The organism is Microbacterium aerolatum, from assembly GCF_007988825.1.
Taxonomy (GTDB): Bacteria; Actinomycetota; Actinomycetes; order Actinomycetales; family Microbacteriaceae; genus Microbacterium; species Microbacterium aerolatum.
In genome coordinates this window covers 54399-76123 of the sequence record NZ_BJUW01000001.1, presented here as the reverse complement: position 1 = coordinate 76123, position 21725 = coordinate 54399, and the positions used below count along the sequence as shown (strand labels likewise).

The 21725-nt window shown below is 68.0% G+C and carries 23 protein-coding genes; 5 read left to right on the top strand and 18 right to left on the bottom strand.

Annotated elements, in window-relative coordinates; all coding sequences use genetic code 11:
- The first annotated feature begins 40 nt into the window (after positions 1-40).
- Entirely contained in the window at positions 41-1561 is a 1521-nt protein-coding gene (locus MAE01_RS00380) for a DEAD/DEAH box helicase (protein ID WP_147037577.1), read from the top strand.
- Between the two features lie 19 nt (positions 1562-1580).
- Here MAE01_RS00380 and MAE01_RS00375 read toward each other — a convergent pair whose 3' ends face one another.
- Positions 1581-2450, bottom strand: a complete 870-nt coding sequence (locus MAE01_RS00375) for a PHP domain-containing protein (RefSeq protein ID WP_147037576.1) — start codon at positions 2448-2450, stop codon at positions 1581-1583.
- Between the two features lie 85 nt (positions 2451-2535).
- On the opposite strand from MAE01_RS00375, the gene MAE01_RS00370 reads away from it, so the two are divergent.
- Positions 2536-3552, top strand: coding sequence for an endonuclease/exonuclease/phosphatase family protein (locus MAE01_RS00370; protein ID WP_147037575.1), 1017 nt, complete (start codon positions 2536-2538; stop codon positions 3550-3552).
- 6 nt (positions 3553-3558) lie between these two features.
- Here the strand turns inward: MAE01_RS00370 and pheT are convergent, their stop codons facing one another.
- The 7 genes from pheT to MAE01_RS00335 all read right to left on the bottom strand — a co-directional run bounded on the left by pheT (position 3559) and on the right by MAE01_RS00335 (position 11341).
- Positions 3559-6063: a phenylalanine--tRNA ligase subunit beta gene (gene pheT / locus MAE01_RS00365; RefSeq protein WP_147037574.1), complete on the bottom strand. Its 2505-nt coding sequence runs from the start codon at positions 6061-6063 to the stop codon at positions 3559-3561.
- Entirely contained in the window at positions 6063-7103 is a 1041-nt protein-coding gene (gene pheS / locus MAE01_RS00360; protein WP_147037573.1) for a phenylalanine--tRNA ligase subunit alpha, read from the bottom strand. The genes pheT and pheS overlap by 1 nt, the downstream gene beginning before the upstream one ends.
- Before the next feature lie 42 nt (positions 7104-7145).
- Positions 7146-8039, bottom strand: a complete 894-nt coding sequence (locus MAE01_RS00355; RefSeq protein ID WP_147037572.1) for an amino acid ABC transporter permease — start codon at positions 8037-8039, stop codon at positions 7146-7148.
- The gene (locus MAE01_RS00350) at positions 8036-8692 is read right to left on the bottom strand and encodes an amino acid ABC transporter permease (protein WP_147037571.1); all 657 of its coding nucleotides are present in this window, start codon (positions 8690-8692) and stop codon (positions 8036-8038) included. Before MAE01_RS00350 ends, MAE01_RS00355 begins: the two co-directional genes overlap by 4 nt.
- Positions 8693-8758: 66 nt before the next feature.
- The gene (locus tag MAE01_RS00345) at positions 8759-9661 is read right to left on the bottom strand and encodes a glutamate ABC transporter substrate-binding protein (RefSeq protein WP_147037570.1); all 903 of its coding nucleotides are present in this window, start codon (positions 9659-9661) and stop codon (positions 8759-8761) included.
- A gap of 36 nt (positions 9662-9697) precedes the next feature.
- Positions 9698-10447 (bottom strand): amino acid ABC transporter ATP-binding protein, encoded by a 750-nt coding sequence (locus MAE01_RS00340; protein WP_147037569.1) that lies wholly within the window; start codon positions 10445-10447, stop codon positions 9698-9700.
- 81 nt (positions 10448-10528) lie between these two features.
- Positions 10529-11341 carry a TrmH family RNA methyltransferase gene (locus tag MAE01_RS00335; RefSeq protein WP_147037568.1) on the bottom strand — a complete coding sequence of 271 codons (813 nt, stop codon included), beginning with the start codon at positions 11339-11341 and terminating at the stop codon, positions 10529-10531.
- A gap of 107 nt (positions 11342-11448) precedes the next feature.
- Between MAE01_RS00335 and MAE01_RS00330 the strand changes: the two genes are divergently transcribed.
- Complete coding sequence (locus tag MAE01_RS00330) at positions 11449-11859, top strand: ribosomal maturation YjgA family protein (protein ID WP_229718312.1); 411 nt, start codon at positions 11449-11451, stop codon at positions 11857-11859.
- Between the two features lie 54 nt (positions 11860-11913).
- Here the strand turns inward: MAE01_RS00330 and rplT are convergent, their stop codons facing one another.
- From rplT to infC, 3 genes are all read right to left on the bottom strand, one after another.
- Positions 11914-12300: a 50S ribosomal protein L20 gene (gene rplT / locus MAE01_RS00325; RefSeq protein ID WP_147037566.1), complete on the bottom strand. Its 387-nt coding sequence runs from the start codon at positions 12298-12300 to the stop codon at positions 11914-11916.
- A 32-nt stretch (positions 12301-12332) separates the two neighbouring features.
- Positions 12333-12530 carry a 50S ribosomal protein L35 gene (gene rpmI / locus MAE01_RS00320; RefSeq protein ID WP_147037565.1) on the bottom strand — a complete coding sequence of 66 codons (198 nt, stop codon included), beginning with the start codon at positions 12528-12530 and terminating at the stop codon, positions 12333-12335.
- Positions 12531-12601: 71 nt separating this feature from the next.
- On the bottom strand, positions 12602-13261 hold the full coding sequence (infC, locus tag MAE01_RS00315) for a translation initiation factor IF-3 (RefSeq protein ID WP_229718289.1): 660 nt from the start codon (positions 13259-13261) through the stop codon (positions 12602-12604).
- Positions 13262-13479: 218 nt separating this feature from the next.
- On the opposite strand from infC, the gene MAE01_RS00310 reads away from it, so the two are divergent.
- Entirely contained in the window at positions 13480-13866 is a 387-nt protein-coding gene (locus MAE01_RS00310; RefSeq protein ID WP_371861755.1) for a DUF1844 domain-containing protein, read from the top strand.
- Between the two features lie 167 nt (positions 13867-14033).
- Here MAE01_RS00310 and MAE01_RS00305 read toward each other — a convergent pair whose 3' ends face one another.
- From MAE01_RS00305 to MAE01_RS00280, 6 genes are all read right to left on the bottom strand, one after another.
- Positions 14034-14849, bottom strand: coding sequence for an SseB family protein (locus MAE01_RS00305; protein WP_147037563.1), 816 nt, complete (start codon positions 14847-14849; stop codon positions 14034-14036).
- Positions 14833-15579 carry a bifunctional 1-(5-phosphoribosyl)-5-((5-phosphoribosylamino)methylideneamino)imidazole-4-carboxamide isomerase/phosphoribosylanthranilate isomerase PriA gene (priA, locus tag MAE01_RS00300; protein WP_147037562.1) on the bottom strand — a complete coding sequence of 249 codons (747 nt, stop codon included), beginning with the start codon at positions 15577-15579 and terminating at the stop codon, positions 14833-14835. The genes MAE01_RS00305 and priA overlap by 17 nt, the downstream gene beginning before the upstream one ends.
- An 89-nt stretch (positions 15580-15668) precedes the next feature.
- Positions 15669-16298 (bottom strand): imidazole glycerol phosphate synthase subunit HisH, encoded by a 630-nt coding sequence (gene hisH / locus MAE01_RS00295; protein WP_147037561.1) that lies wholly within the window; start codon positions 16296-16298, stop codon positions 15669-15671.
- The gene (hisB, locus tag MAE01_RS00290; RefSeq protein WP_147037560.1) at positions 16295-16900 is read right to left on the bottom strand and encodes an imidazoleglycerol-phosphate dehydratase HisB; all 606 of its coding nucleotides are present in this window, start codon (positions 16898-16900) and stop codon (positions 16295-16297) included. The genes hisH and hisB overlap by 4 nt, the downstream gene beginning before the upstream one ends.
- Positions 16897-17991, bottom strand: a complete 1095-nt coding sequence (locus MAE01_RS00285) for a histidinol-phosphate transaminase (protein ID WP_186806072.1) — start codon at positions 17989-17991, stop codon at positions 16897-16899. Before MAE01_RS00285 ends, hisB begins: the two co-directional genes overlap by 4 nt.
- Positions 17992-18004: 13 nt before the next feature.
- Entirely contained in the window at positions 18005-18364 is a 360-nt protein-coding gene (locus MAE01_RS00280; RefSeq protein ID WP_147037558.1) for a LysM peptidoglycan-binding domain-containing protein, read from the bottom strand.
- Positions 18365-18629: 265 nt separating this feature from the next.
- On the opposite strand from MAE01_RS00280, the gene lexA reads away from it, so the two are divergent.
- Positions 18630-19316: a transcriptional repressor LexA gene (gene lexA, locus MAE01_RS00275; RefSeq protein WP_147037557.1), complete on the top strand. Its 687-nt coding sequence runs from the start codon at positions 18630-18632 to the stop codon at positions 19314-19316.
- A 74-nt stretch (positions 19317-19390) separates the two neighbouring features.
- On the opposite strand, the gene metE is transcribed toward lexA, so the two are convergent.
- Entirely contained in the window at positions 19391-21706 is a 2316-nt protein-coding gene (metE, locus tag MAE01_RS00270; RefSeq protein ID WP_147037556.1) for a 5-methyltetrahydropteroyltriglutamate--homocysteine S-methyltransferase, read from the bottom strand.
- Positions 21707-21725 lie beyond the last annotated feature (19 nt).

The following is a 21725-nucleotide window of genomic DNA, read 5'->3' as shown; positions in this document are numbered from 1 at the left end:
GCCTCGTCTTCAGACGGCCGCCGGACAGGCAACGGAACAAGTGACTTCTTTCGCTGATCTCGGTATCGATCAGGACATCGTCGACGCACTCGCCGCAAAGGGCATCGTCGACGCGTTCCCCATCCAGGAGCAGACCATTCCCCTCGGCCTTCCCGGCCAGGACATCATCGGCCAGGCCAAGACCGGCACGGGCAAGACCTTCGGCTTCGGCATCCCCGTCGTCCAGCGTCTCGGCAAGGACCCTGAGCCCGGGGTCAAGGCGCTCATCGTCGTACCGACCCGTGAGCTCGCGGTGCAGGTGTACGAGGACATCGACCTGCTCACCAGCAACCGCTCCACCAGCGTCGTCGCCATCTACGGCGGCAAGGCGTACGAGGGCCAGATCGATCAGCTCAAGGCCGGCGCGCAGATCGTCGTCGGCACCCCCGGCCGCCTGATCGACCTCGCCGGCCAGCGCCTCCTCGACCTGTCGAACGCGACCGAGGTCGTCCTCGACGAGGCCGACAAGATGCTCGACCTCGGGTTCCTCGCCGACATCGAGAAGATCTTCCAGAAGGTGCCGGCCGTGCGCCACACCCAGCTGTTCTCCGCGACCATGCCCGGCCCGATCGTCGCGCTCGCGCGCCGGTTCATGTCGAACCCCATCCACATCCGCGCCAACGACCCCGATGAGGGCCTGACGCAGGCGAACATCAAGCACCTCGTCTACCGCGCGCACTCGCTCGACAAGGACGAGGTGATCGCCCGCATCCTGCAGGCCGAGGGCCGCGGCAAGACCGTCATCTTCACGCGCACCAAGCGTGCGGCGCAGAAGCTCGTCGACGAGCTCGGCGACCGCGGCTTCAACGTCGGCGGCGTGCACGGCGACATGGGCCAGGAGCAGCGCGAGCGCTCGATGGCCGCGTTCAAGGCCGGCAAGAGGGACGTTCTGGTCGCCACCGACGTCGCGGCCCGCGGGATCGACGTCGATGACGTCACGCACGTGATCAACCACACGATCCCGGACGAGGAGAAGACGTACCTGCACCGCGCCGGCCGCACCGGCCGCGCCGGCAAGACCGGCATCGCCGTCACGTTCGTCGACTGGGAGGACCTGCACAAGTGGGCCCTCATCAACCGCGCACTCGAGTTCGGTCAGCCCGAACCCGTCGAGACGTACTCGTCCAGCCCGCACCTGTACACCGACCTCGACATCCCCGAGGGCACCAAGGGCCGTCTCACCACGGCGCCGAAGGCCGAGAAGCCGGCATCCGAGCGTCGTCAGCGTCAACCGCAGAAGGCCGCGGAGGCCGCAGCGGAGGGTACCGACGAGGGCACCACGCGTCGTCGCCGCCGCCGCCGTCGCGGCTCGAGCGGGGACAAGGTCGGATCCACGTTCGTCGAGGGAACCGACGCGCCCGCATCGGGTGGATCGGATGCCGCTCCCGCTGTCGACCGTGACGCCGAAGGCGCTGGAACCCACGACGGGGATGCCACCAGCGAGCACCGCGACGGCAAGCCCGCCCCGCAGCGCCGTCGCCGTCGTCGCCGCTCCGGTGGCGCAGCGCCCGCCGGCGCCTGAGCCGCAGCGCGAGCGTTCGTCACGGGTAGCGGGGCGCCGTCCCCGACGCCTGCGAGATGATCCGCGCGACCATCTCCTCCGACGTCGTGTTCTCGCCGGGCAGGTTGGGCTTGCCCGCACCGTGGTAGTCGCTCGAGCCGGTCACGATGAGGTCGTGTTGCGCGGCGAGCTGCCGCAGCGTGCGCTTGCCGGACTCGGTGTTCTCGCGATGATCGATCTCGAGGCCGCCGAGGCCGGCGGCGATGAGCTCCTCGATGTAGGCGAGCGGCATCATCCGGTCACGCCCAGAGGTGACGGGATGGGCGATCACCGCCACTCCCCCTGCCTGGGTGATGAGCCGCACGGCGGTGAGCGGGTCCGGTGCATAGTGCGGCTCGTAATAGCCCTCGCGCGGGTGCAGGATGCCGTCGAACGCCTCGGACCGGTCGCGGACGATGCCACGGGCGACCAGCGCGTCGGCGATGTGCGGCCTTCCGACCGTGGCATCCGTCGTGGTCTGCTCCAGCACATCCGCCCAGCTGAGCGCATAGTCGCGACCGATGTTGCGCACGATCCGCTCGGCACGGCCGACCCGGTCGTCGCGGATGCGGCCGGTCTCTGCGCGCAGCGCCGCGTCCTCGGGATCGAACAGATATCCGAGCACGTGGACGCTGCGCCACTGGTGCTTGGCGGACAGCTCCATGCCCGGGATGAACGTCATGCCGAGGGCCGCCGCCGCGTGTCCCGCCTCGTCCCAGCCGGTCGTGCGATCGTGGTCGGTGAGTGCGACCGTACGGATGCCGTGGGCGTGCGCCTGGCGCACCACCTGACCCGGATTCTCGGTGCCGTCGGAGTGGTTGGAGTGCAGGTGCAGGTCGGCGGGCCCGGCGAAGGTCTGCACATCGGTCATGCCTCGACACTACTGCCGCCAGAACACAGCGGCACGGAAGCGTCGCGGCAGGCGATTCACAGCGTGCGCATCTAGGCTCGAAGGGATGTTTCGTCTGCTGGGAGTCCTCGTCACCGTGCTGTTCGCGATCGCGTCAGCGGTCGTGGTGTGGCCGCAGTTCTTCCAGCTCGAGCAGACCTACCCCTTCGCGCAGCTCGTCGCCGTGCGCGGCCTCGTCCTCGCCGCTTTCCTGGCGATCGCGCTCCTCTCGCTGCTGCTGCTGTTGGCACGGCCGCTGCGCGGGTTCGCGGCATCCATCCTCATCGTCGCGCTGCTCGCGGCCGCAGCGACCGGTGCGATCGGCGCGATGCGCGGATTCGGCACCGGAACACTGCCGGAGAAGACCGATGCGAGCGTGCGCGTGCTGACCTGGAACACCGCGGGAGAGGCAGTCGCGGCCGAAACGGTCGCCGATGCCGTCCTCGCCCAGCAGGCCGATGTCGTGACGCTGCCCGAGACCGCCGAGTCGGTCGGCGAGCGCATCGCCGTCATGCTGCGCGAGCAGGGTCAGCCGATGTGGGTCCACCACGTGCGGTTCGGCGATGTCGAGAACGGGCCGCAGGCGTGGGAGACCACGATCCTCATCTCGCCCGAACTCGGCGACTACTCGGTGATCGCGTCATCGGAGGACGGCAGCAGCAACACCAGCTCGGTGCCCAGCGCCGTCGTGATGCCGCTCAGCGGTACGGGCCCCACGATCGTCGCGGTGCACGCGGTCGCACCGCGCATCGAGGCGATGGAGCACTGGCAGTCGGATCTGAAGTGGATCGCGGACCAGTGCCCGGAGGGCGATTTCATCCTGGCCGGTGACTTCAACGCGACCCTCGACCACATGGCGGGACTCGGCACCGGCGGCGGCGACATGGGCTACTGCCGCGATGCGGCCTCGCGCACCGGAACAGGGGTCACCGGCACCTGGCCGGCGTCGTACCCCGAGATCCTCGGCGCGCCGATCGACCATGTGATGGCGAGTCAGAACTGGGAGCCGACCGGCTCGCTCGTCCTGGACGCCTCAGGCTCCGACCATCGCGCGCTAGTCGTGCAGCTCGACCCCACCGGCTGACCGGCTTCAGTCACGGATGCTCGCCCCGAACCGTTCGGTCGCGACGGCGACGCCCGCGAGCTTCGCCTCGGTCGCCTCTGCCGCTGTGAGCGTACGATCGGATGCCCGGAAGCGCAGCGCGAACGTCAGGCTCTTGGACCCCTCGTCGATGCCCGCTCCGCGGTAGTCGTCGACCAGGCGCACGGACTCCAGCAGGTCTCCGGCGCCCTCTGTGAGGGCCGCCTGCAACTCCGCTGCGGTCACCGCAGCAGGGACCACGAGCGAGACGTCCTGCGTGGCCGCGGTGTTGCGCGACAGCGACGCCGCCACGACCCTGTCGCCGGCCGCGGACAGCACGGCATCCAGATCGAGCTCGAGCACGACCGCACGACCCGGCAGGTCGGCCTCAGCTGACACACTCGGGTGCAGCTCGCCGACGTAGCCGACCTCGCGACCGTCGACGGAGAGCACACCCGCGCGTCCGGGGTGCAGTGCTGCCCGCTGCGTCTGGGCCACGTCGATCGTGACGCCCGCGGCGGCACCGATCACGCGCACGGCGTCGAGCGCTTCGCTGAGGCCGTAGGCTTCGGCGTTGCGTCCCGGCTGACGCGGCGTCACGTTGCCGGTGAAGAGTGCTGCGAGGAACCGCGGCTGCGGCGGGATCGACGCGTTCAGCTCGGCGAGCTTCTCATCCGAGGGGCGCTCGCCCAGCGGCGGCACGTCGACAGTGCCGTAGGACACTCGCGGCTCGGGCAGGAACACGGCGCCGATCTCGAAGATCGCCAGGTCCGTCAGACCGCGCGCGATGTTGCGGTGCGCGGTCGGCAGCAGAGTGGGGATCAACGAGCGTCGCAAGAACGGCGACTGGCCGTCGAGTGGGTTGGCGAGCTTGATGCTCGGCAGCTGCTCCCCCGTCGCCGAACCGTGCAGGTCATTGAGTGCATCCGTCGTGAACGGGAACGTCGGGGTCTCGACGAGACCCGCGGACGCCAGCGCGTTCGCGACCCGGCGACGACCCAGCTGCAGCGGGGTGAGGCCGCGTCCTGCCGGCGGCACCGGCAGGATCGACGGGATGCGGTCGAGGCCGTGGATGCGCGCGACCTCTTCGGCCAGCGTCCACTTGTCGGTGAGGTCGGGGCGCCAGCTCGGCGGGATGACCTGCCAGCCTCCGGCGGTCTCGGTGACCTCGGCGCCGATCGTCTCGAGTGCGCCGACGATCTCCTCGTCGGTGTAGTCCACACCGATCAGGTTCGGCACGAACTCTGCGGGCAGGTCGATCCCGGCGATCTCGACGTCGGAGTACAGTGCGCCGCCGAGCTCGGTGTCGAGCGTGCCGCCGGCGAGCTCAACCATCAGGTCGGCCACGCGACGAGCCGCCACGAACGGGATCAGCGGGTCGACGCCGCGCTCGAAGCGCTTGGACGCCTCGCTGGGCAGCTTGTGCCGGCGCGCGGTGCGCGCGATCGAGATCGGGTCGAAGTTCGCCGCCTCGATCAGTACGTTGCGGGTGGCATCCGTCATCTCGGTGGTGCCGCCGCCCATGACCCCGGCGAGGCCGATCGGGCCGGATTCGTCGGTGATCAGCAGGTCCTCGTCGTGGAGCGTGCGCTCCTGGCCGTCGAGCGTCGTGAGCTTCTCGCCCTTCGCCGCGCGGCGCACCGTGATGCCGCCGGAAAGCGCGTCGAGGTCGTAGCCGTGGATCGGGTTTCCGAGCTCGAGCATCACATAGTTGGTGATGTCGATGAGGATGCCGAGCGAGCGGATGCCGGCCAGCGACAGCCGCGCCACCATCCACGGCGGGGTCGGACGCGACGGGTCGACATCGCGCACGACGCGCACGACGAACTCCTGCACTGCCTTGTTGTCGCGGATCGGCTCGGCGTCGACGGCGAGCGGGAAGCCGCTGCCCGGTTGGACGTCGGACCACTCGTGCTCGGCAGGGTCGCGGAAGTCCGCACCGGTGGCGTGCGCGTATTCGCGGGCGACGCCGCGGATCGAGAAGGCGTAGCCGCGGTCGGGTGTGACGTTGATCTCGACGGCCTGGTCGTCGAGGCCGAGCAGCGCGATGGCATCCGTGCCGACGGGGGCGTCGACGCCGATCGTGGAGAGGATCAGGATACCGTCGTGCTCATCGCCCAACCCCAGCTCGCGCGCCGAGGCGATCATGCCGTCGGAGACGTGGCCGTAGGTCTTGCGCGCCGCGATCGGGAAGGGCCCCGGCAGCACCGAACCGGGAAGTGTTGCGACGATCTTGTCGCCGACGGCGAAGTTCGATGCGCCGCAGACGATGCCGCGGACGCCGCCGTGCTCCTCGCCCACGTCGACCTGGCACCAGCGGATGGTCTTGCCGTTCTTCTGCGGCTCCTCATCGAAGGAGAGCACCTGACCGACGACGACGGGGCCGGAGAGCTCGAAGCCGTGCAGCTCCTCCTCTTCGAAGCCGACGGACACGAGTGACGCGAAGACGTCCTCTGCCGTGGCATCCGCTGCCATGTCGACGTACTCACGCAACCACGAAAGCGGGACGCGCATCACACCACCATCCCGAACTGCTCGCTGAATCGGATATCGCCCTCGGCCATGTCGCGCATGTCCTGAACGTCGCTGCGGAACATGAGCCCGCGCTCGACGCCGATGCCGAAGGCGAAGCCGCTGTACTCCTCCGGGTCGATGCCCGCCGCGCGCAGCACGTTCGGGTTGACCACTCCGCAGCCGCCCCACTCGATCCAGCGCGCGCCGCCCTTGAAGGTCGGATGCCACAGGTCGAACTCGGCGGACGGCTCGGTGAAGGGGAAGAAGTTGGTGCGCAGGCGCGTCTTCGCCTCGGCGCCGAAGAGCTGGCGGGCGAGGTGATCGAGCGTGCCCTTGAGGTGCGCCATGGTGATGCCCTTGTCGACGACGAGACCCTCGACCTGGGTGAACACCGGCAGGTGGGTGGCGTCGTACTCATCGGTGCGGAACACGCGGCCGGGCGAGACGATGTAGATCGGCACGTCGCGGTCGAGCATGGTGCGCATCTGCACGGGGCTCGTCTGCGTGCGCATCACCAGGTGACGGCTGGTCGGGTCGACGTAGAACGTGTCCTGCATCTGACGCGCAGGGTGGTCGGGGTCGAGGTTGAGGGCGTCGAAGTTGTACCACTCGTGCTCGAGCTCGGGGCCTTCGGCCACCTCCCAGCCCATGCTGACGAAGATGTCCGAGATCTCCTCCTGCAGCAGGGGAAGCGGATGCCGGGCGCCCACGCGCGTGCGGGTCGAGACGGCCGTGATGTCGACGCGCTCGGCCTCGAGGCGCGCGGCGGTCTCGGCCTCCGCGAGCTCGGCCTCCTTGGCGTCGAGCGCCTTGGTGACCTGGCCGCGGCCCTGGCCGATGAGCTTGCCGAAGGTCGCCTTGTGTTCGGGCGCCACCTGGCGCATCGAGGCGTTGAGGACGGCCAGCGGCGATCCTTCCGCGACGTGCGCGGCGCGAGCGGCCTTCAGCTCGGCTGTGGTCGCGGCGGCACCGATCGCTTCGAGAGCTGCGGCGACGGCGGATTCCACCGCCTCGGGCGTGATTTCTGGGGCGTCAGACACAAGACATGAGTCTACCGGCGCGCGATGCGCCGGCTGTTCGCATCAGTCCGCCTTGGGCGGCTTCTGCGCGGCGATGAGCTCGGTGTTCGTGCCGTCGTGCATGACCGCGGCGTTGTCGGCCTCCAGCGCCTTCACCTTCGGCGAGCGGCGCGTCTTGATCTCCGCCCACTTGGCGATGCCGGAGAGGATCAGACACATGATGATGTAGATGCCTCCGATGACGAGCGCCGACTGCAGGATCGGGCGTCCGGGCTGGGAGCTGAGCAGCTTGGCGTAGTACAGCAGCTCCTGATAGGTGATGATGAACCCGAGCGCGGTGTCCTTCATCACGACGACGAGCTGTGCGACGATGACCGGAAGCATGGCGCGCACGGCCTGCGGAAGCAGGATCAGCCTCATGACACCGCTCTTGCGCAGACCGATGGCGTAGCCCGCTTCTCCCTGACCGCGGGGCAGCGATTCGATGCCGGCGCGCAGCGCCTCGGCGAGGACGGATCCGTTGTAGGCCATCAGGGCGAGAACCACGGCCCAGTAGGGGTCGACCTTCATTCCGAGAGTCGGCAGACCGTAGTACAGGATCATCATGAGCACGAGCACAGGGATGGCTCGGAAGACCTCGGTGATCACGGTCACCGGCACTCGCACCCAGGCGTGGTCGGACATGCGTCCGATGGCGAGCACGAACCCGAGTGCGAGGCTCAGCACGGCCGCCAGCGCGAAGGCGCGCAGGGTGTTCAGCAGCATCTGCCCGATCGAGGACCACACCGCGGTGTAGGTGAAGACGTTCCACTTCGAGGCGCTGAACTGGTTCGTGATCGAGAGCCGCCAGACGAGGAACGCGATCACCGCGATGACGACGACGACCGTCGCGATCGCGAGGATCATATTGCGACGACGGGCCCGGGGGCCGGGGACGTCGAAGAGCACAGACGTCATCGTGCGATCCTCCATCGGTTCTCAAGAGTTCGCTGCAGCCAAGTCAGCAGCATGACGAGGGCGACGAAGATGACCGCGACCCAGAGCAGGACCTCCATGGGGCTCCCCTGACGAGTGTGCGAGTTGGAGATCGTCGACTGCAGCTGCGGAAGCACCGCGATGGAGAACCCGGCAGCGACCGTGGTGTTCTTCAGCAGCGCGATGAACACGCTCATCATCGGCGGCACCACCGATCGGAACGCCTGGGGCAGCACGACCTGCGTCATCACCTGTCCGAAGGGGAGTCCGATGGCTCTGGCTGCTTCGGCCTGGCCGACCGGCACGGTGTTGATGCCTGCGCGCAGGGTTTCGGCGACGTACGTCGCGGTGTACACCCCGATCGCCAGGATGCCGAGCACGGTGTTCGACAGGGTCGGCAGCGCGAGCGCGCTGTATCCGAATACGAAGAAGAAGAACACGAGCGTGAGCGGAGTATTGCGCACGAGGGTGACGTACGCGGTTCCGACCGCGCGCGCGACCGGAACCGGCGACACCCGCATCGCTCCCACGATGGTGCCGAGCACCAGCGCGATGATGCCTCCGAAGAAGAACACCAGCAGGGTGTAGGTGATGCCCTCGCCCCAGAGGTCGAGGTTGCCGAAGATGGCGTCCACGCGCCCTCCCCTTCTCAGATATCAGGTGAGGGACGGCCACTGGGGCCGCCCCTCATCATCCGATCGTCAGTCGACGGCCGGCTGCTCGACCTCGATGCCGGACTGGCCGAGCGTCGCGTCGAAGATCGCCTGCCAGGTGTCGCCGCCATCGGTGAACAGGGTGTTGATGTGATCCAGCAGGGCGGTGTCGCCCTTCGGGATGCCGACGCCGTAGCGCTCCTCGGTGAACAGACCGTCGAGAACCTTGAGCTCGTCGGGGTTCTGCGCCGCGTAACCGATCAGGATCGCAGCGTCCGTCGTGACCGCGTCCACCTTGCCGCTGATCAGGTCCTCGACGCACTGCGAGTAGATGTCGTACTCCGCGGTCTTGATCTCGGGGAAGTTGTCCTTGATGTTCTGGATCGGCGTCGACCCGGTGGCCGAGCAGACGGTCATCCCGTTGAAGTCCGAGACGTCGTTCACCTCGGTCATCTCGCTGTCCGCGCCGACCAGGAAGCCCTGCCCCGTGACGAAGTAGGGGCCTGCGAAGTCGATCTGCTCCTTGCGGGAGTCGGTGATCGAGTACGTTCCGACGTAGTAGTCGATGTCGCCGTTCACGAGCGCCTGCTCGCGGTTCGCGGATGCGATCGGCTCGTAGGTGATGTCGCCCTCTTCGAAGCCGAGGGATGCGGCGATCCAGCGCGCGATCTCGATGTCGAAGCCGCTGCGCTCCCCCGTGGTGACGTCGAGGTAACCGAGGTTGGGCTGGTCCTCCTTGACACCGATGATCGGCCCGCCGCGCTCGACCATGGCGTCGAAAGTCGGGCTGCCCTCGAGCTGGAAGTCCGTCGCCACCTCGTATGCGGGCGCGTCGCCCTCTTCGCCGCCGTCGCCGCCGGGCGTCGTCGGGCTGCCGCTGTTGCAGGCGGTGAGGGCGAGCAGCGCGGTCGCCGCGATCCCGATTCCCGCCAGTGTCCGTGTGCGTCGCATGAGCGTCTCCTTCTTGTGCTGTGTGTGAGAGAAAGGTCAGTGGGTGAGGAGCTTCGAGAGGAAGTCCTTGGCGCGGTCGCTCTTCGGATTGGTGAAGAACTCCTCGGGTGTCGCCTCTTCGACGATCCTGCCGTCGGCCATGAAGACGACGCGGTTCGCAGCCTTGCGGGCGAAGCCCATCTCGTGGGTGACGACGATCATCGTCATGCCCTCCTTGGCGAGCTGCACCATGACGTCGAGGACCTCGTTGATCATCTCGGGGTCGAGCGCGCTGGTCGGCTCGTCGAAGAGCATGACCTTGGGCTGCATCGCGAGCGCGCGGGCGATAGCGACGCGCTGCTGCTGGCCGCCGGAGAGCTGCGCAGGCAGCTTCGACGCCTGTTGTGCGACGCCGACGCGTTCGAGCAGCGTCATCGCCTCCTTGTCGGCATCCGCCTTCTTCATGCCTCGGACCTTGATGGGTCCGAGCGTCACGTTCTCGAGGATCGTGAGGTGGGCGAACAGGTTGAACGACTGGAAGACCATTCCGACGTCGGCGCGCAGGTGGGCGAGTTCCTTGCCCTCGGCCGGGAGTTCCTTGCCGTCGATCTTGATCGTGCCGCTGGTGATCGTCTCGAGCCGGTTGATGGTGCGGCAGAGCGTCGACTTGCCCGAGCCAGACGGCCCGATCACGACGACCACCTCGCCCCTGTTCACCGTGAGGTCGATGTCGGTCAGGGCCTGGAACTCGCCGTAGTGCTTCTGAACGTTCTCCACCACGACAAGGGGTGCGCCAGTCTCGGTCATGTCCCAACATTAGAAGGACAGCAGCCCCGGAGCCAGCACATCCTGTCGCGGGTTACACAGTTGTAACCGAGGGAGGCGATGTCACCGGCCGTCGACGGCGCGCTGGGTGAAGGCGCTCTCGTACAGGCAGACGCTCGCGGCGGTGGCGAGGTTGAGGGATTCCGCGCGGCCGAAGATCGGCAGCTTCAGCACGTGGTCCGCGAGATCCAGGGAGCTCTGCTCGAGCCCGTGCGCCTCGTTGCCGAACAGCCAGGCGGTGGGCCCCGAGAGCACGCCTTCGGCGCGTGCCTGCAGAAGGTCATCGCCCTTGACGTCTGCGGCGAGCACGGTGATCTCCGCCTCGTGCGCGCGTCGCACGACGTCTTCCAGGTCACCTCCGACGGAGACCGGCAGGTGGAACAGCGAACCCGTCGTCGAGCGGACCACCTTGGGGTTGTACGGGTCGACTGTGCGGCCGGTGAGGACGACGGCATCCGCGCCCGCGGCGTCCGCGGCTCTGATGATCGTTCCGAGGTTGCCGGGGTCGCGCACCTCCTCGCAGATTGCGATGAGACGCGGGGATGCCGCGAAGATGTCCCGCACGGAGGTCGGGATCTGGCGCGCGACGGCTATGACGCCCTGCGGGGTGACCGTGTCGGCCATGGCGCCCAGCACGTACTCCGTGACGAACTCGACCTCCACGTCGTGCTCGGCGGCGGCAGTACGCAGATCGGGATGCTTCTCCCAGCCTGCGGGGGTCGCGAACAGTTCGACGACGGCGTCCGGGCGGTACGACAGTGCCTCGCGTACGGCCTGCGGCCCCTCGAGGAGGAACAGCCCGGTGTCCGTCCGCGCACTGCGCTTGGTCAGCTTCGCGACGGCTCTGACACGCGGCGACCGCGGATTCTCCAGCACGGCTTCAGTCTAGAGGGATACCCGCGCGGATCCTGGAGCGCGTTCACCCGCTCTTCATCATTCGGCGATCACGCAGTCTGCCGCAATAGAGTCCCGGTGTGCCGTCCATGTCGCATCGATCAGCAGCCAGGCGACGGATCGTTCTCGCCGTCCTCGCCGCGGTCACCGTCGCAGGAGGACTCTGCGTGCATCGGTTCGGTTCCGGCGATCTCGGCGACATGGCCGGCGACGCGCTCTACGCGGCCCTCGTCTACCTGGTGTTCGCCTTCCTGCTTCCACGGCGTGCGCGCTCGCTGTGTGCGGCGCTTGCGATCATCGTGTGCACGGTGATCGAGTTCCTGCAGCTCACCGACGTGCCGGCGACGCTCGCCGAGCTCTTCCCGCCCGCAGCGCTCGTGCTGGGAGCGCACTTCGACCGGCGCGATCTTCTCGTCTATGCGTTCGCGGTCGTCTGCGCGATGCTGCTGGACGTGGTGGTCTCTCGGGCTCTGCGTCGCCGCGCTGCGCAACAGCCGTGAGAATACAGGAACGGGCGCTCCCCCGAGGGAGAGCGCCCGTTCCGTGAAGGATGCTTACGCAGCCGACTTCGGTGCGTTGACGTCCGAAGGCAGCGCCTTCTTGGCCGTCTCGACCAGCGACGTGAAGGTCGCCGGCTCGTTCACCGCGAGCTCGGCGAGCATGCGGCGGTCGACCTGCACGCCTGCAAGGCCCAGGCCCTGGATGAAGCGGTTGTACGTGATGCCGTTCTGGCGGGCAGCGGCGTTGATGCGCTGGATCCAGAGGCGGCGGAAGTCGCCCTTGCGCTTGCGACGGTCACGGTACGAGTAGACCAGCGAGTGGATGACCTGCTCTTTGGCCTTGCGGTAGAGGCGCGAACGCTGACCGCGGTAACCGGAGGCGCGCTCAAGGATGACGCGACGCTTCTTGTGGGCGTTTACCGCCCGCTTGACTCTTGCCATTTTCCTGTGTTCCTATTCGTGCGTTCGGGCGCTCAGCCGCGGCCGAGGAGCTTGTTGGCGACCTTGGAGTCGGCCTTCGACAGCACCTGGTCCTGGTTGAGGCGACGGGTGCGGCGGCTCGACTTGTGCTCGAGGTTGTGGCGCATCCCGGCCTGCTGCTTCTTCAGCTTGCCGCTTCCAGTGAGCTTGAAGCGCTTCTTAGCACCCGAGTGGGTCTTCTGCTTCGGCATCTTCTCTTCCTTCGTATGGCGCCTTCTCAGGCGACGTTGTCAACCCGCATCGCGGGAGTGTGTGGGGCGGATCACTCCGCGTCGGCAGCCTCCGGCTCGTCACTCTTCGAGTCACGAGCGGCCTGCTTGTTGGCGGCGCGCACAGCGTTCTGCTCTGCCTTCGCCTCGGACTTGTTCTTCAGGGGTGCGACGACCATGACCATGTTGCGACCGTCGATGGTCGGGTTCGACTCGACGACGCCGAGCTCTGCGACATCTTCGGCGAACTTGCGCAGCAGACGCACGCCCTGCTCGGGACGCGACTGCTCACGACCACGGAACAGGATCATGGCCTTGACCTTGTCGCCGGCCTTGAGGAAGCCCTCGGCGCGCTTCAGCTTGGTCGTGTAGTCGTGTGCTTCGATCTTCAGTCGGAAGCGGACTTCCTTGAGAATCGTGTTCGCCTGGTTGCGGCGAGCTTCCTTCGCCTTCTGGGCAGCCTCGTACTTGAACTTGCCGTAGTCCATGATCTTGACCACGGGGGGCTTCGAGTTGGGGGCAACCTCGACGAGGTCGAGGTCGGCTTCCTGCGCGAGGCGGAGCGCGACCTGAATGGCGACGACGCCGATCTGCTCACCCGCGGGGCCGACGAGGCGGACCTCGGGGACGCGGATGCGCTCATTGGTACGGGGATCGCTGATGCGGAACTCCTTAGACGATGGGATTCGGCCACTGCAACGCTTTTGCGTCACACCGTGAAATCGGAGTCGCCATCCCACCCGCCGACATTCAGACATCGGCTTCGCACCCTGATCATCGGACATCGTCCGATCTACCGGCGTGAACCGGCGGAGTGCAAGACCCGGTAGCCTGGAACGGCAAGCGCGGGTGGGAAGTGAATCCTCTTTCGATCCGGGGCATTACGCTCCGGAGCCCGCCAAAGTCTAACAGAAGGCAAGGCGAAGTGACGATTCCTGGTCCCGATCATGTCCACGACGAGCGCAACGAGCGCTGGCAGCAGCAGGAGGAGGCCGCGTCGTCGGCCACCCGAGACATCGCGGACGTTCCGGCCGTCGAGGTGATCACCACAACCGCCGTGCATCTGATGAGCGCGGCGGCCGTGAAGCTCGGCCTCGCCGACGATCCCGATTCGCAGCTGGACCTCGACGAGGCGCGCAAGCTCATCAACTCCCTCGCCGGTCTCATCACCGCCGGCGCTCCCGAGATCAGCGACATGCACGCGCGCTCGCTGCGCGACGGACTGCGTTCCCTGCAGCTGGCTTTCCGCGAAGCATCTGCCATCCCCGACCCGATCGGCAAGGGGCCGGGCGAGAAGTGGACCGGGCCGGTCAACTAGTCTCCGCGTTTCCGGGCTCGCGCCTGCGCGCTCCGCGACGCCGACTCTCTCGCAGAGCAGGGGACCCGCCCGCTACGCGGGCACCCTGATGCTCGTTCGCCCGGCGTCGCTGCGCGCTCCGGCGCGTGCCCTCTGCCGCCGGGCCGTTGACCGCGGCGAGAGCGGAGCTAGGAGGCGCGGCGGAGTTTGACCGTCAAGGAGTCGGCGAGCACCGCGATGCGGTCGTCGGCGGCCCAGCGCTGAGCGAGGCGTTGGAGCACGGCGTCGAGCACGTCGCGCTCGAGACCGTCCACGAGCTCCAGGATGACGATCAGTTCCGGTCCGCGCAGGCGCGCATCCGGGTCGCCTGCTGCGACCGCGATGTCGATCACCGACAGTTCGTGGGCGATGCTCACCTGCAGGGCGGTGAACACCTCGGGCGAGAGGAAGCTCGGCTCCCAGCGCTCGCCCTGCGCGATCGCCCAGACGGCGGGGCGCCGGATGACGAACTCGGTGTCACTCGTCGGATCCAGCACGATCAGGTCGGTCTGCTCAGACGTGGCGGACAGGGCCACACGCACCGACTCGACCGGGATCGGGCGAGCCTTCGGGTCCCACTTCTGCATCGCCTCGACCGACGAGAACACCGGCTGCACCGTGCGTCCGTCAGGAGCGGCGACCGTGACGATCGACAGCTCCTGCGTCTTGTCGACTGCGAGTCCGGTCGGTCCCACGCCCTCGTCGCCCTTCTCGGCGATGAGCGGGATCAGCACACGGGCGGAGCGGAAGGCATCCACGACCTCGGTCTGACTGCCCTCCCCCGCGCGGAAGCGCAGCAGGGCGGCGAGCAGCCCGGGGTCCGCAGAGCCGTCGTCGGCGGAGTGCGGGTTCGACCCGAAGCTGCGTCCCTCCCACGGGACTCCAGCCGAATCGCCGGCTCCGCCTGCAGGGCCGGAGCCTCCGTGGTCGCCGTGGTCGCAGGCGTCGTCAGTCGCCGGCGACATCCAGCGCCTCAGCCAGCGTGAACGCGCCGGCGTAGAGTGCCTTGCCGACGATCGCGCCCTCGACGCCGAGCGGCACGAGCTCGCGGAGCGCGATGATGTCGTCGAGGCTGGAGATGCCGCCGGAGGCGACCACCGGCTTGGGGGTGCGAGAGGTGATCTCGCGCAGCAGCTCGAGGTTCGGGCCGCGCAGGGTGCCGTCCTTGGTCACGTCGGTGACGACGTAGCGGCTGCAGCCGGCATCCTCGAGCCGGGCGAGCACCTCCCAGAGGTCGCCGCCCTCCTTCGTCCAGCCGCGCGCGGCGAGCGTCGTACCGCGCACGTCGAGTCCCACGGCGACTGCCTCGCCGAAACGGCTGATCACGTCGGCGGCCCACTCCGGGTTCTCGAGGGCTGCGGTGCCGAGGTTGATCCTGGCCGCTCCGCTCTCCATCGCCGCCTCGAGGCTGGCGTCGTCACGGATGCCGCCGGAGAGTTCGATGTTGATGTCGCGGTGCTGCTTGATGACCTTGCGCAGGATCGCCGTGTTGCTGCCGCGTCCGAAGGCCGCGTCGAGGTCGACGAGGTGGATCCACTCCGCACCCTGGTCAGCCCACTCCCCTGCGGCCGCAAGCGGGTCGCCGTAGCTGGTCTCTGAACCCGCCTCGCCCTGGGTCAGGCGTACCGCCTTGCCGCCGGCGACATCGACCGCCGGGAGAAGGGTGAGCTTGGGGGTGGACGCGAAGTCGTTCATGTCATCCTCGGGTGGGTGGAGTGCGCCGAGAGCGGGCACGAGACCCGACACTAGTCCGCCTTGGGGCAGGGTTCAAAACGTCGTGGTCATCAAAGACTTTCGACCCAGTTCCGCAGCAGGCGGATGCCGGCATCACCCGACTTCTCGGGGTGGAACTGGGTGGCCGACAGCGGACCGTTCTCGACCGCCGAGAGGAACGGCTCGCCATAGGTGGTCCAGGTGAGCTTCGGCTCGGGGAAGGGCGGGATGACGTCGAGCTCCCAGCTCTGCGCCGCGAACGAGTGCACGAAGTAGAAGCGCTCTTCCTCGATGCCGCGGAACAGCACGCTGCCCTCGTCGGGCGTCACGGTGTTCCAGCCCATGTGCGGCAGCACGGGTGCGTTCAGCTCCATGACCGTGCCCGGCCATTCCGCGAGACCGTCGACGTTCTGTCCGCGCTCGACACCGTGCGAGAACAGCACCTGCATGCCGACGCACACGCCCAGCACCGGTCGCCCGCCGGCGAGACGCCGGTCGATGATCTCGTCGCCTCCCTTGGCGAGGAGCGCCTCGCGCACGGCGGCGAATGCGCCGACGCCAGGGACCAGCAGGCCGTCGGCCTCGAGCGCCTCGTCCCGGTCGCCGGAGAGCTTCGCGTCAGCACCGGCGGCGATCAGAGCCTTGACCGCGGAGTGGACGTTGCCCGATCCGTAGTCGTAGACGACGACCTTGCGGGTCACAGCGCCCCCTTGGTGGACGGGATGCCGTCGACGAGCGGATCGACGGCCTTCGCCTGGCGGAACGCCCGTGCGAACGCCTTGAACTCGGCCTCGGCGATGTGGTGCGGGTCGCGCCCGCCGAGCACGCGGACGTGCACGGTGAGCCCGGCGTTGAAGGCGATCGCCTCGAACGCGTGGCGCACCAGGGACCCGGTGAAGTGGCCGCCGATCAGGTGGTGCTCGAATCCTTCGGGCTCGCCGGTGTGCACGAGGTAGGGCCGGCCGCTGATGTCGACGACGGCCTGTGCGAGCGCCTCGTCGAGCGGAACCAGCGCATCCCCGTACCGCGAGATGCCGGACTTGTCGCCGAGCGCCTCGAGAATCGCCTGGCCGAGCACGATCGAGACGTCCTCGACCGTGTGGTGGGCGTCGATGTGCGTGTCGCCCGATGCCCGTACGGTCAGGTCGGTCAGCGAGTGCTTCGCGAACGCGGTCAGCATGTGATCGAAGAAGGGAACGGACGTGTCGCTCCGGCTCTGACCCGTGCCATCGAGGTTCAGCTCGAGCTCGACGGTCGACTCGGAGGTGCTGCGGGTGCGCGAGGCGGTGCGGGAAGCGCTCATGATGCCGATCCTATCGAGGCGAGTGCGTCCAGGAACGCCGTGGTCTCGGCTTCCGTTCCGGCTGTGACGCGCAGGTGGCCAGGGATGCCGACATCGCGCACCAGGATGCCGCGCTCGTACAGCGCTTCGAATGTCGCGTGAGGATCGGCCACTCCGCCGAACAGCACGAAGTTCGACCAGGACTCGTGCGGCTGATAGCCGAGAGCCTCGAGTGTCGCCGTGATGCGATCGCGCTGTTCGATGATCTCGTCGACCATGCCGAGCATGATGTCGGAGTTGCGCAGCGCCGCGATGGCGGCCGCCTGCGTCAGTGCGCTGAGGTGGTACGGCAGTCGCACCAGACGCAGCGCGTCGATGAAGGCCGGATCGGCCGCGAGGTAGCCGACGCGCGCGCCGGCGAAGGCGAAGGCCTTGCTCATCGTGCGCGAGACGGCCAGGCGCGGACGCCCGTCCAGCAGCGTGAGGGCGGATGCCGCATCCCTCGGTGCGAACTCCTGATAGGCCTCGTCGACGACGACGATGCCGCGAGCGGCTTCGTAGACGGCCTCGACGACGTCGAGACCGAGCGGCGTGCCGGTCGGGTTGTTCGGTGAGCAGAGCAGGACGATATCGGGATCGGCGCGTTCGACCTGTGCGGCGGCCTCCTCCGCGGTGATCGTGTAGTCGGGTTCGCGCTCACCGGCGATCCATCGCGCGCCCGTCCCCTGAGCGATCAGCGGGTACATCGAATACGTGGGTCCGAACCCGAACACTGTGCGGCCTGGCCCGCCGAATGCCTGCATGATGTGCTGCAGCACCTCGTTGGAGCCGTTGCCCGCCCAGATCTGCTCAGCCTCGAGCCCGTGGCCGAGATAGGAGGCGAAGCCCTCGCGCAGGGTGCTGAACTCACGGTCGGGGTAGCGGTTCACGCCGCGGAGCGCGACGGCGATGTCGTCGAGGATGTCGCTGGCGACCTCGTCGGGAACAGCATGCGTGTTCTCGTTGACGTTGAGCGCAACCGGGAGGGGTGCCTGCGGTGCGCCGTAAGGTGTGAGCCCGCGAAGATCGTCGCGGAGGGGTAAGTCGCCGAGGGAAGCAATCACCCTTCCCATGATAACGGCGGGATCAGTGTGCGTACTCGGCGGGGATCGCCAGCTGCTGCCCCACCTGGAGCGAGCCGGTTCCCAGAGCATTGAGACGCTCGATGTCGCCGATCACCGCGCGCGGGTCTGCCGTCGGAGCAAGCGACTCTGCGATCGACCACAGCGTGTCGCCGGGCAGGACGGTCACGGTCTCGAAGCTGGCCGTGGCGACCTCGTCGCCCGATGCCATCGCGTCGCCTCCGCTGATCGCGGCGAAGGCGATGCCGCCGGCAAGAGGCAGCGCGGCGAGAGCGACCAGCACGCGTCGGCCGCGGGAGGTCAGTCGAAGCCGGGTCGCGGGGCGAACGGGGCGGACTACCGGGGCGATGCTGATGGTGCTCATGGGGATTCTCCTCTGCCTCTTTGGCGTAGCGTTCGCATTCACCACTCGGCCGGGAGCGGCGAATGCGAAGCTACGTACCGAATGTATCTTCGAATTCGAACATCTGTCAAGACTTATTCGAAACAGAACCGAAGATTGCGCCCGACACGCTCGAACAGATCTTCCGAATCGGGGTGTTTCTCGGATACGGTTTCGATAACGCCACCCCACCACGGGCCACCGACATTCGAAGAGCAGCCCCGGAATCGCGCACGAAGGAGCACCAATGAGCGACAACTCCGCCACCGAGGTCGAGGCGCCTCGCACTCGTCGGCGCAAGAGCCTCAGCCCGAAGCAGCTGGCGATCCTCGAGGTCATCCAGACCTCGATCGCCAAGTACGGCTATCCGCCGAGCATGCGCGAGATCGGCGACGCGGTCGGGCTGAAGTCGCTCTCCAGCGTCACTCACCAGCTCGGCCAGCTCGAGCTCAGCGGCTACCTGCGACGCGACCCGGGCAAGACCCGTGCCATGGAGGTCCTCATCGACCTGCCGGGCGCGAGCGGCGAGAACCCTGCCGACTCCGCCACTCCGGTCGGCGACGCGGCGATGGTGCCGCTGGTCGGTCAGATCGCCGCTGGTGTCCCGATCACGGCGGACCAGCAGGTCGAGGAGATCTTCCCGCTCCCGCGTCAGCTCGTCGGCAAGGGCGAGCTGTTCATGCTCAAGGTGTCCGGAGAATCGATGATCGACGCCGCGATCTGCGACGGCGACTGGGTTGTGGTCCGCACGCAGAACACCGCAGAGAACGGCGAGATCGTCGCGGCCATGCTCGACGGGGAAGCCACAGTGAAGACGTTCCGCCAGCGCGACGGCCACACCTGGCTGCTCCCCCGCAACACCTCGTTCGAACCGATCCTCGGCGACGACGCCGTCGTGCTCGGCAAGGTCGTCGCGGTGCTCCGCGCGGTCTGAGCCACACCCTTCGACAACGCAGAAACCGCCCTTCCCGGAGATCCGGAAGGGCGGTTTCTGCGTTGTCGGCGGCGTCAGACCGCGACGTTCACGTCCTCGCGCACCCGACGGGTCGCATCGACGATGTTCCGCAGGGATGCCGTCGTCTCGTCGTAGCCTCGGGTCTTCAGGCCGCAGTCCGGGTTGACCCACAGCTGCCGCGTGGGGATTTCCAGGGCCGCACGGCGCAGCAGTGCCTCGATCTCGTCGACCGCGGGCACCCGCGGCGAGTGGATGTCGTACACGCCGGGTCCGATGCCGTGGTCGAACCCGACCTCGGCGACGTCGGCCACGACCTCCATCCGGCTCCGCGCTGCCTCGATCGAGGTGACGTCCGCATCCAGTGCCCTGATGGCGTCGATGACGACGCCGAACTCCGAGTAACACAGATGAGTGTGCACCTGTGTGCCGACGGCGGCGCCACCCGTGGCTAGCCGGAAGGATGCCACCGACCAGTCCAGGTAAGCGGCCTGGTCTCCCTGCTTCAGCGGCAGCAGTTCGCGCAGCGCCGGCTCATCGACCTGGATGATCGCGATTCCGGCATCCTCCAGGTCGCCGATCTCGTCCCGCAGGGCGAGGGCGACCTGGTTCGCCGTCTCCCCCAGCGGCTGATCGTCGCGCACGAACGACCACGCCAGGATCGTCACCGGACCGGTGAGCATGCCCTTGACGTGCTTGTCGGTCTTCGACTGCGCGTACCTCGACCAGTCGACCGTGATCGGCGCAGGCCGCGACACATCGCCCCAGAGGATCGAAGGACGCGTCGCGCGCGAGCCGTACGACTGCACCCAGCCGTGCTCGGTCACCGCGAATCCGTCGAGATTCTCGGCGAAGTACTGCACCATGTCGTTGCGTTCCGGTTCCCCGTGGACGAGGACGTCGAGACCGAGTTCCTCCTGCAGTCCGATGACCGCGTCGATCTCGCTCCGAAGGAACGCCTCGTACTCATCGCGCGGGAGCTCGCCCCTCGTGAACCGGGCACGCGCACGGCGGATGTCCCCGGTCTGCGGAAACGAGCCGATCGTGGTCAGCGGCAGCGCCGGCAGCTGCAGCGCCTCCTGCTGCGCCGCCTCGCGCTCGGCGTACGGCGCGCGTGCGAAGTCGGCGTCGCCGAGCTCTCGCGTACGCACCGTGCCGTCGCTGACGCCCGGCGCGCTCCGGCGGTCGGACAGAGCCGCGGTCGCGGCATCCAGCTCGCTTCGAATGGCCTCACGACCCTCGGCGATTCCGCGGGCCAACGCGACGACCTGCTCGACCTTCTGATCGGCGAAAGCGAGCCACGACACCAGCCGCGGATCCAGTGCGGACTCCTCGGTCACATCGTGCGGGACGTGCAGGAGCGAAGTGGACGTGGATGCCGAGACGGATGCCGCGCCCAGCCGTCCCAGTGCCTCGAGCTTCTCGAACGCTGCGGAGAGGTCGCCTCGCCAGATGTTGTGGCCGTCGATCGCCCCGCCCACGAGCACCTTGCCCTCGAGCCCCTCAGCAGCATCAGGCACCGTGCCGCGCACGAGGTCAACGGCGATGCCCTCGATCGGCGCTGCCGCCAATACCGCGAACGTTGCGCCCAGCGACGCGTACGGCGCGGCCACGAGGATCGCGGGACGGTCGGTCGCGCCACCGATGATGTCCAGGGCGCGAGTCGCGGCATCCGCCAGCTGCTGCGTCGATGCGGGCAGGGATTCGCTGACGAGGGCCGGTTCGTCCAACTGCACCCACTCGGCGCCGGCTGCGCGCAGGCGTGCCAGCAGCGCGACGTACACGGGTACTAGGTCGTCGAGACGGGAGAGCGGGTCGAAGCCCTCCGGTGCGGCATCCGACGCTTTCGCCAGGGCGAGCAGGGTGACCGGACCGACGATGACAGGACGCGTCACGAACCCGGCGGCCACGGCCTCCTCGACCTCGCGGACGAGCCGGTCGCTGGAGAGCGAGAACGTCGTCTCCGGCCCGATCTCCGGCACGAGGTAGTGGTAGTTCGAGTCGAACCACTTGGTCATCTCCAGCGGCGCGCGGTCGCCCTCCCCACGGGCGATCGTGAAGTACGCCGGGAGGCCGATCGAGCCGTCCGCCGAACGCAGGTCGTCGAAGCGCTCCGGGATCGCGCCGACCGTGACGGCGGCGTCGAGCACCTGGTCGTAGAACGAGAACGACTCCGGGATCGCGGAGTCCGCACGTCCCAGACCGAGTGCGACGAGGCGCTCCCGTGTGGTGGCGCGCAGCTCGGCTGCGGTCTGTTCGAGGGCTGCCAGGTCGGAGCGGCCAGACCAGAACGCCTCGACGGCCTTCTTGAGCTCGCGGCGACGACCGATGCGCGGGTAGCCGAGGATGGTCCCCTGAGGGAGTGCAGTCATGGTGTGTTCCTTTCGGGAT

Bases quoted from the DNA above. Each gene is read 5' to 3' on its own strand.
- MAE01_RS00280 (WP_147037558.1), bottom strand. From the start codon at position 18,364: ATGAGCACCATCAGCATCGCCCCGGTAGTCCGCCCCGTTCGCCCCGCG.
- MAE01_RS00375 (WP_147037576.1), bottom strand. From the start codon at position 2,450: ATGACCGATGTGCAGACCTTCGCCGGGCCCGCCGACCTGCACCTGCAC.
- MAE01_RS00305 (WP_147037563.1), bottom strand. From the start codon at position 14,849: ATGTCGCCGGCGACTGACGACGCCTGCGACCACGGCGACCACGGAGGC.
- MAE01_RS00370 (WP_147037575.1), top strand. From the start codon at position 2,536: ATGTTTCGTCTGCTGGGAGTCCTCGTCACCGTGCTGTTCGCGATCGCG.
- lexA (WP_147037557.1), top strand. From the start codon at position 18,630: ATGAGCGACAACTCCGCCACCGAGGTCGAGGCGCCTCGCACTCGTCGG.
- hisB (WP_147037560.1), bottom strand. From the start codon at position 16,900: ATGAGCGCTTCCCGCACCGCCTCGCGCACCCGCAGCACCTCCGAGTCG.
- MAE01_RS00285 (WP_186806072.1), bottom strand. From the start codon at position 17,991: ATGGGAAGGGTGATTGCTTCCCTCGGCGACTTACCCCTCCGCGACGAT.
- rplT (WP_147037566.1), bottom strand. From the start codon at position 12,300: ATGGCAAGAGTCAAGCGGGCGGTAAACGCCCACAAGAAGCGTCGCGTC.
- pheT (WP_147037574.1), bottom strand. From the start codon at position 6,063: ATGCGCGTCCCGCTTTCGTGGTTGCGTGAGTACGTCGACATGGCAGCG.
- MAE01_RS00355 (WP_147037572.1), bottom strand. From the start codon at position 8,039: ATGACGTCTGTGCTCTTCGACGTCCCCGGCCCCCGGGCCCGTCGTCGC.
- MAE01_RS00330 (WP_229718312.1), top strand. From the start codon at position 11,449: ATGTCGCATCGATCAGCAGCCAGGCGACGGATCGTTCTCGCCGTCCTC.
- MAE01_RS00340 (WP_147037569.1), bottom strand. From the start codon at position 10,447: ATGACCGAGACTGGCGCACCCCTTGTCGTGGTGGAGAACGTTCAGAAG.
- MAE01_RS00345 (WP_147037570.1), bottom strand. From the start codon at position 9,661: ATGCGACGCACACGGACACTGGCGGGAATCGGGATCGCGGCGACCGCG.
- rpmI (WP_147037565.1), bottom strand. From the start codon at position 12,530: ATGCCGAAGCAGAAGACCCACTCGGGTGCTAAGAAGCGCTTCAAGCTC.
- metE (WP_147037556.1), bottom strand. From the start codon at position 21,706: ATGACTGCACTCCCTCAGGGGACCATCCTCGGCTACCCGCGCATCGGT.
- priA (WP_147037562.1), bottom strand. From the start codon at position 15,579: ATGAACGACTTCGCGTCCACCCCCAAGCTCACCCTTCTCCCGGCGGTC.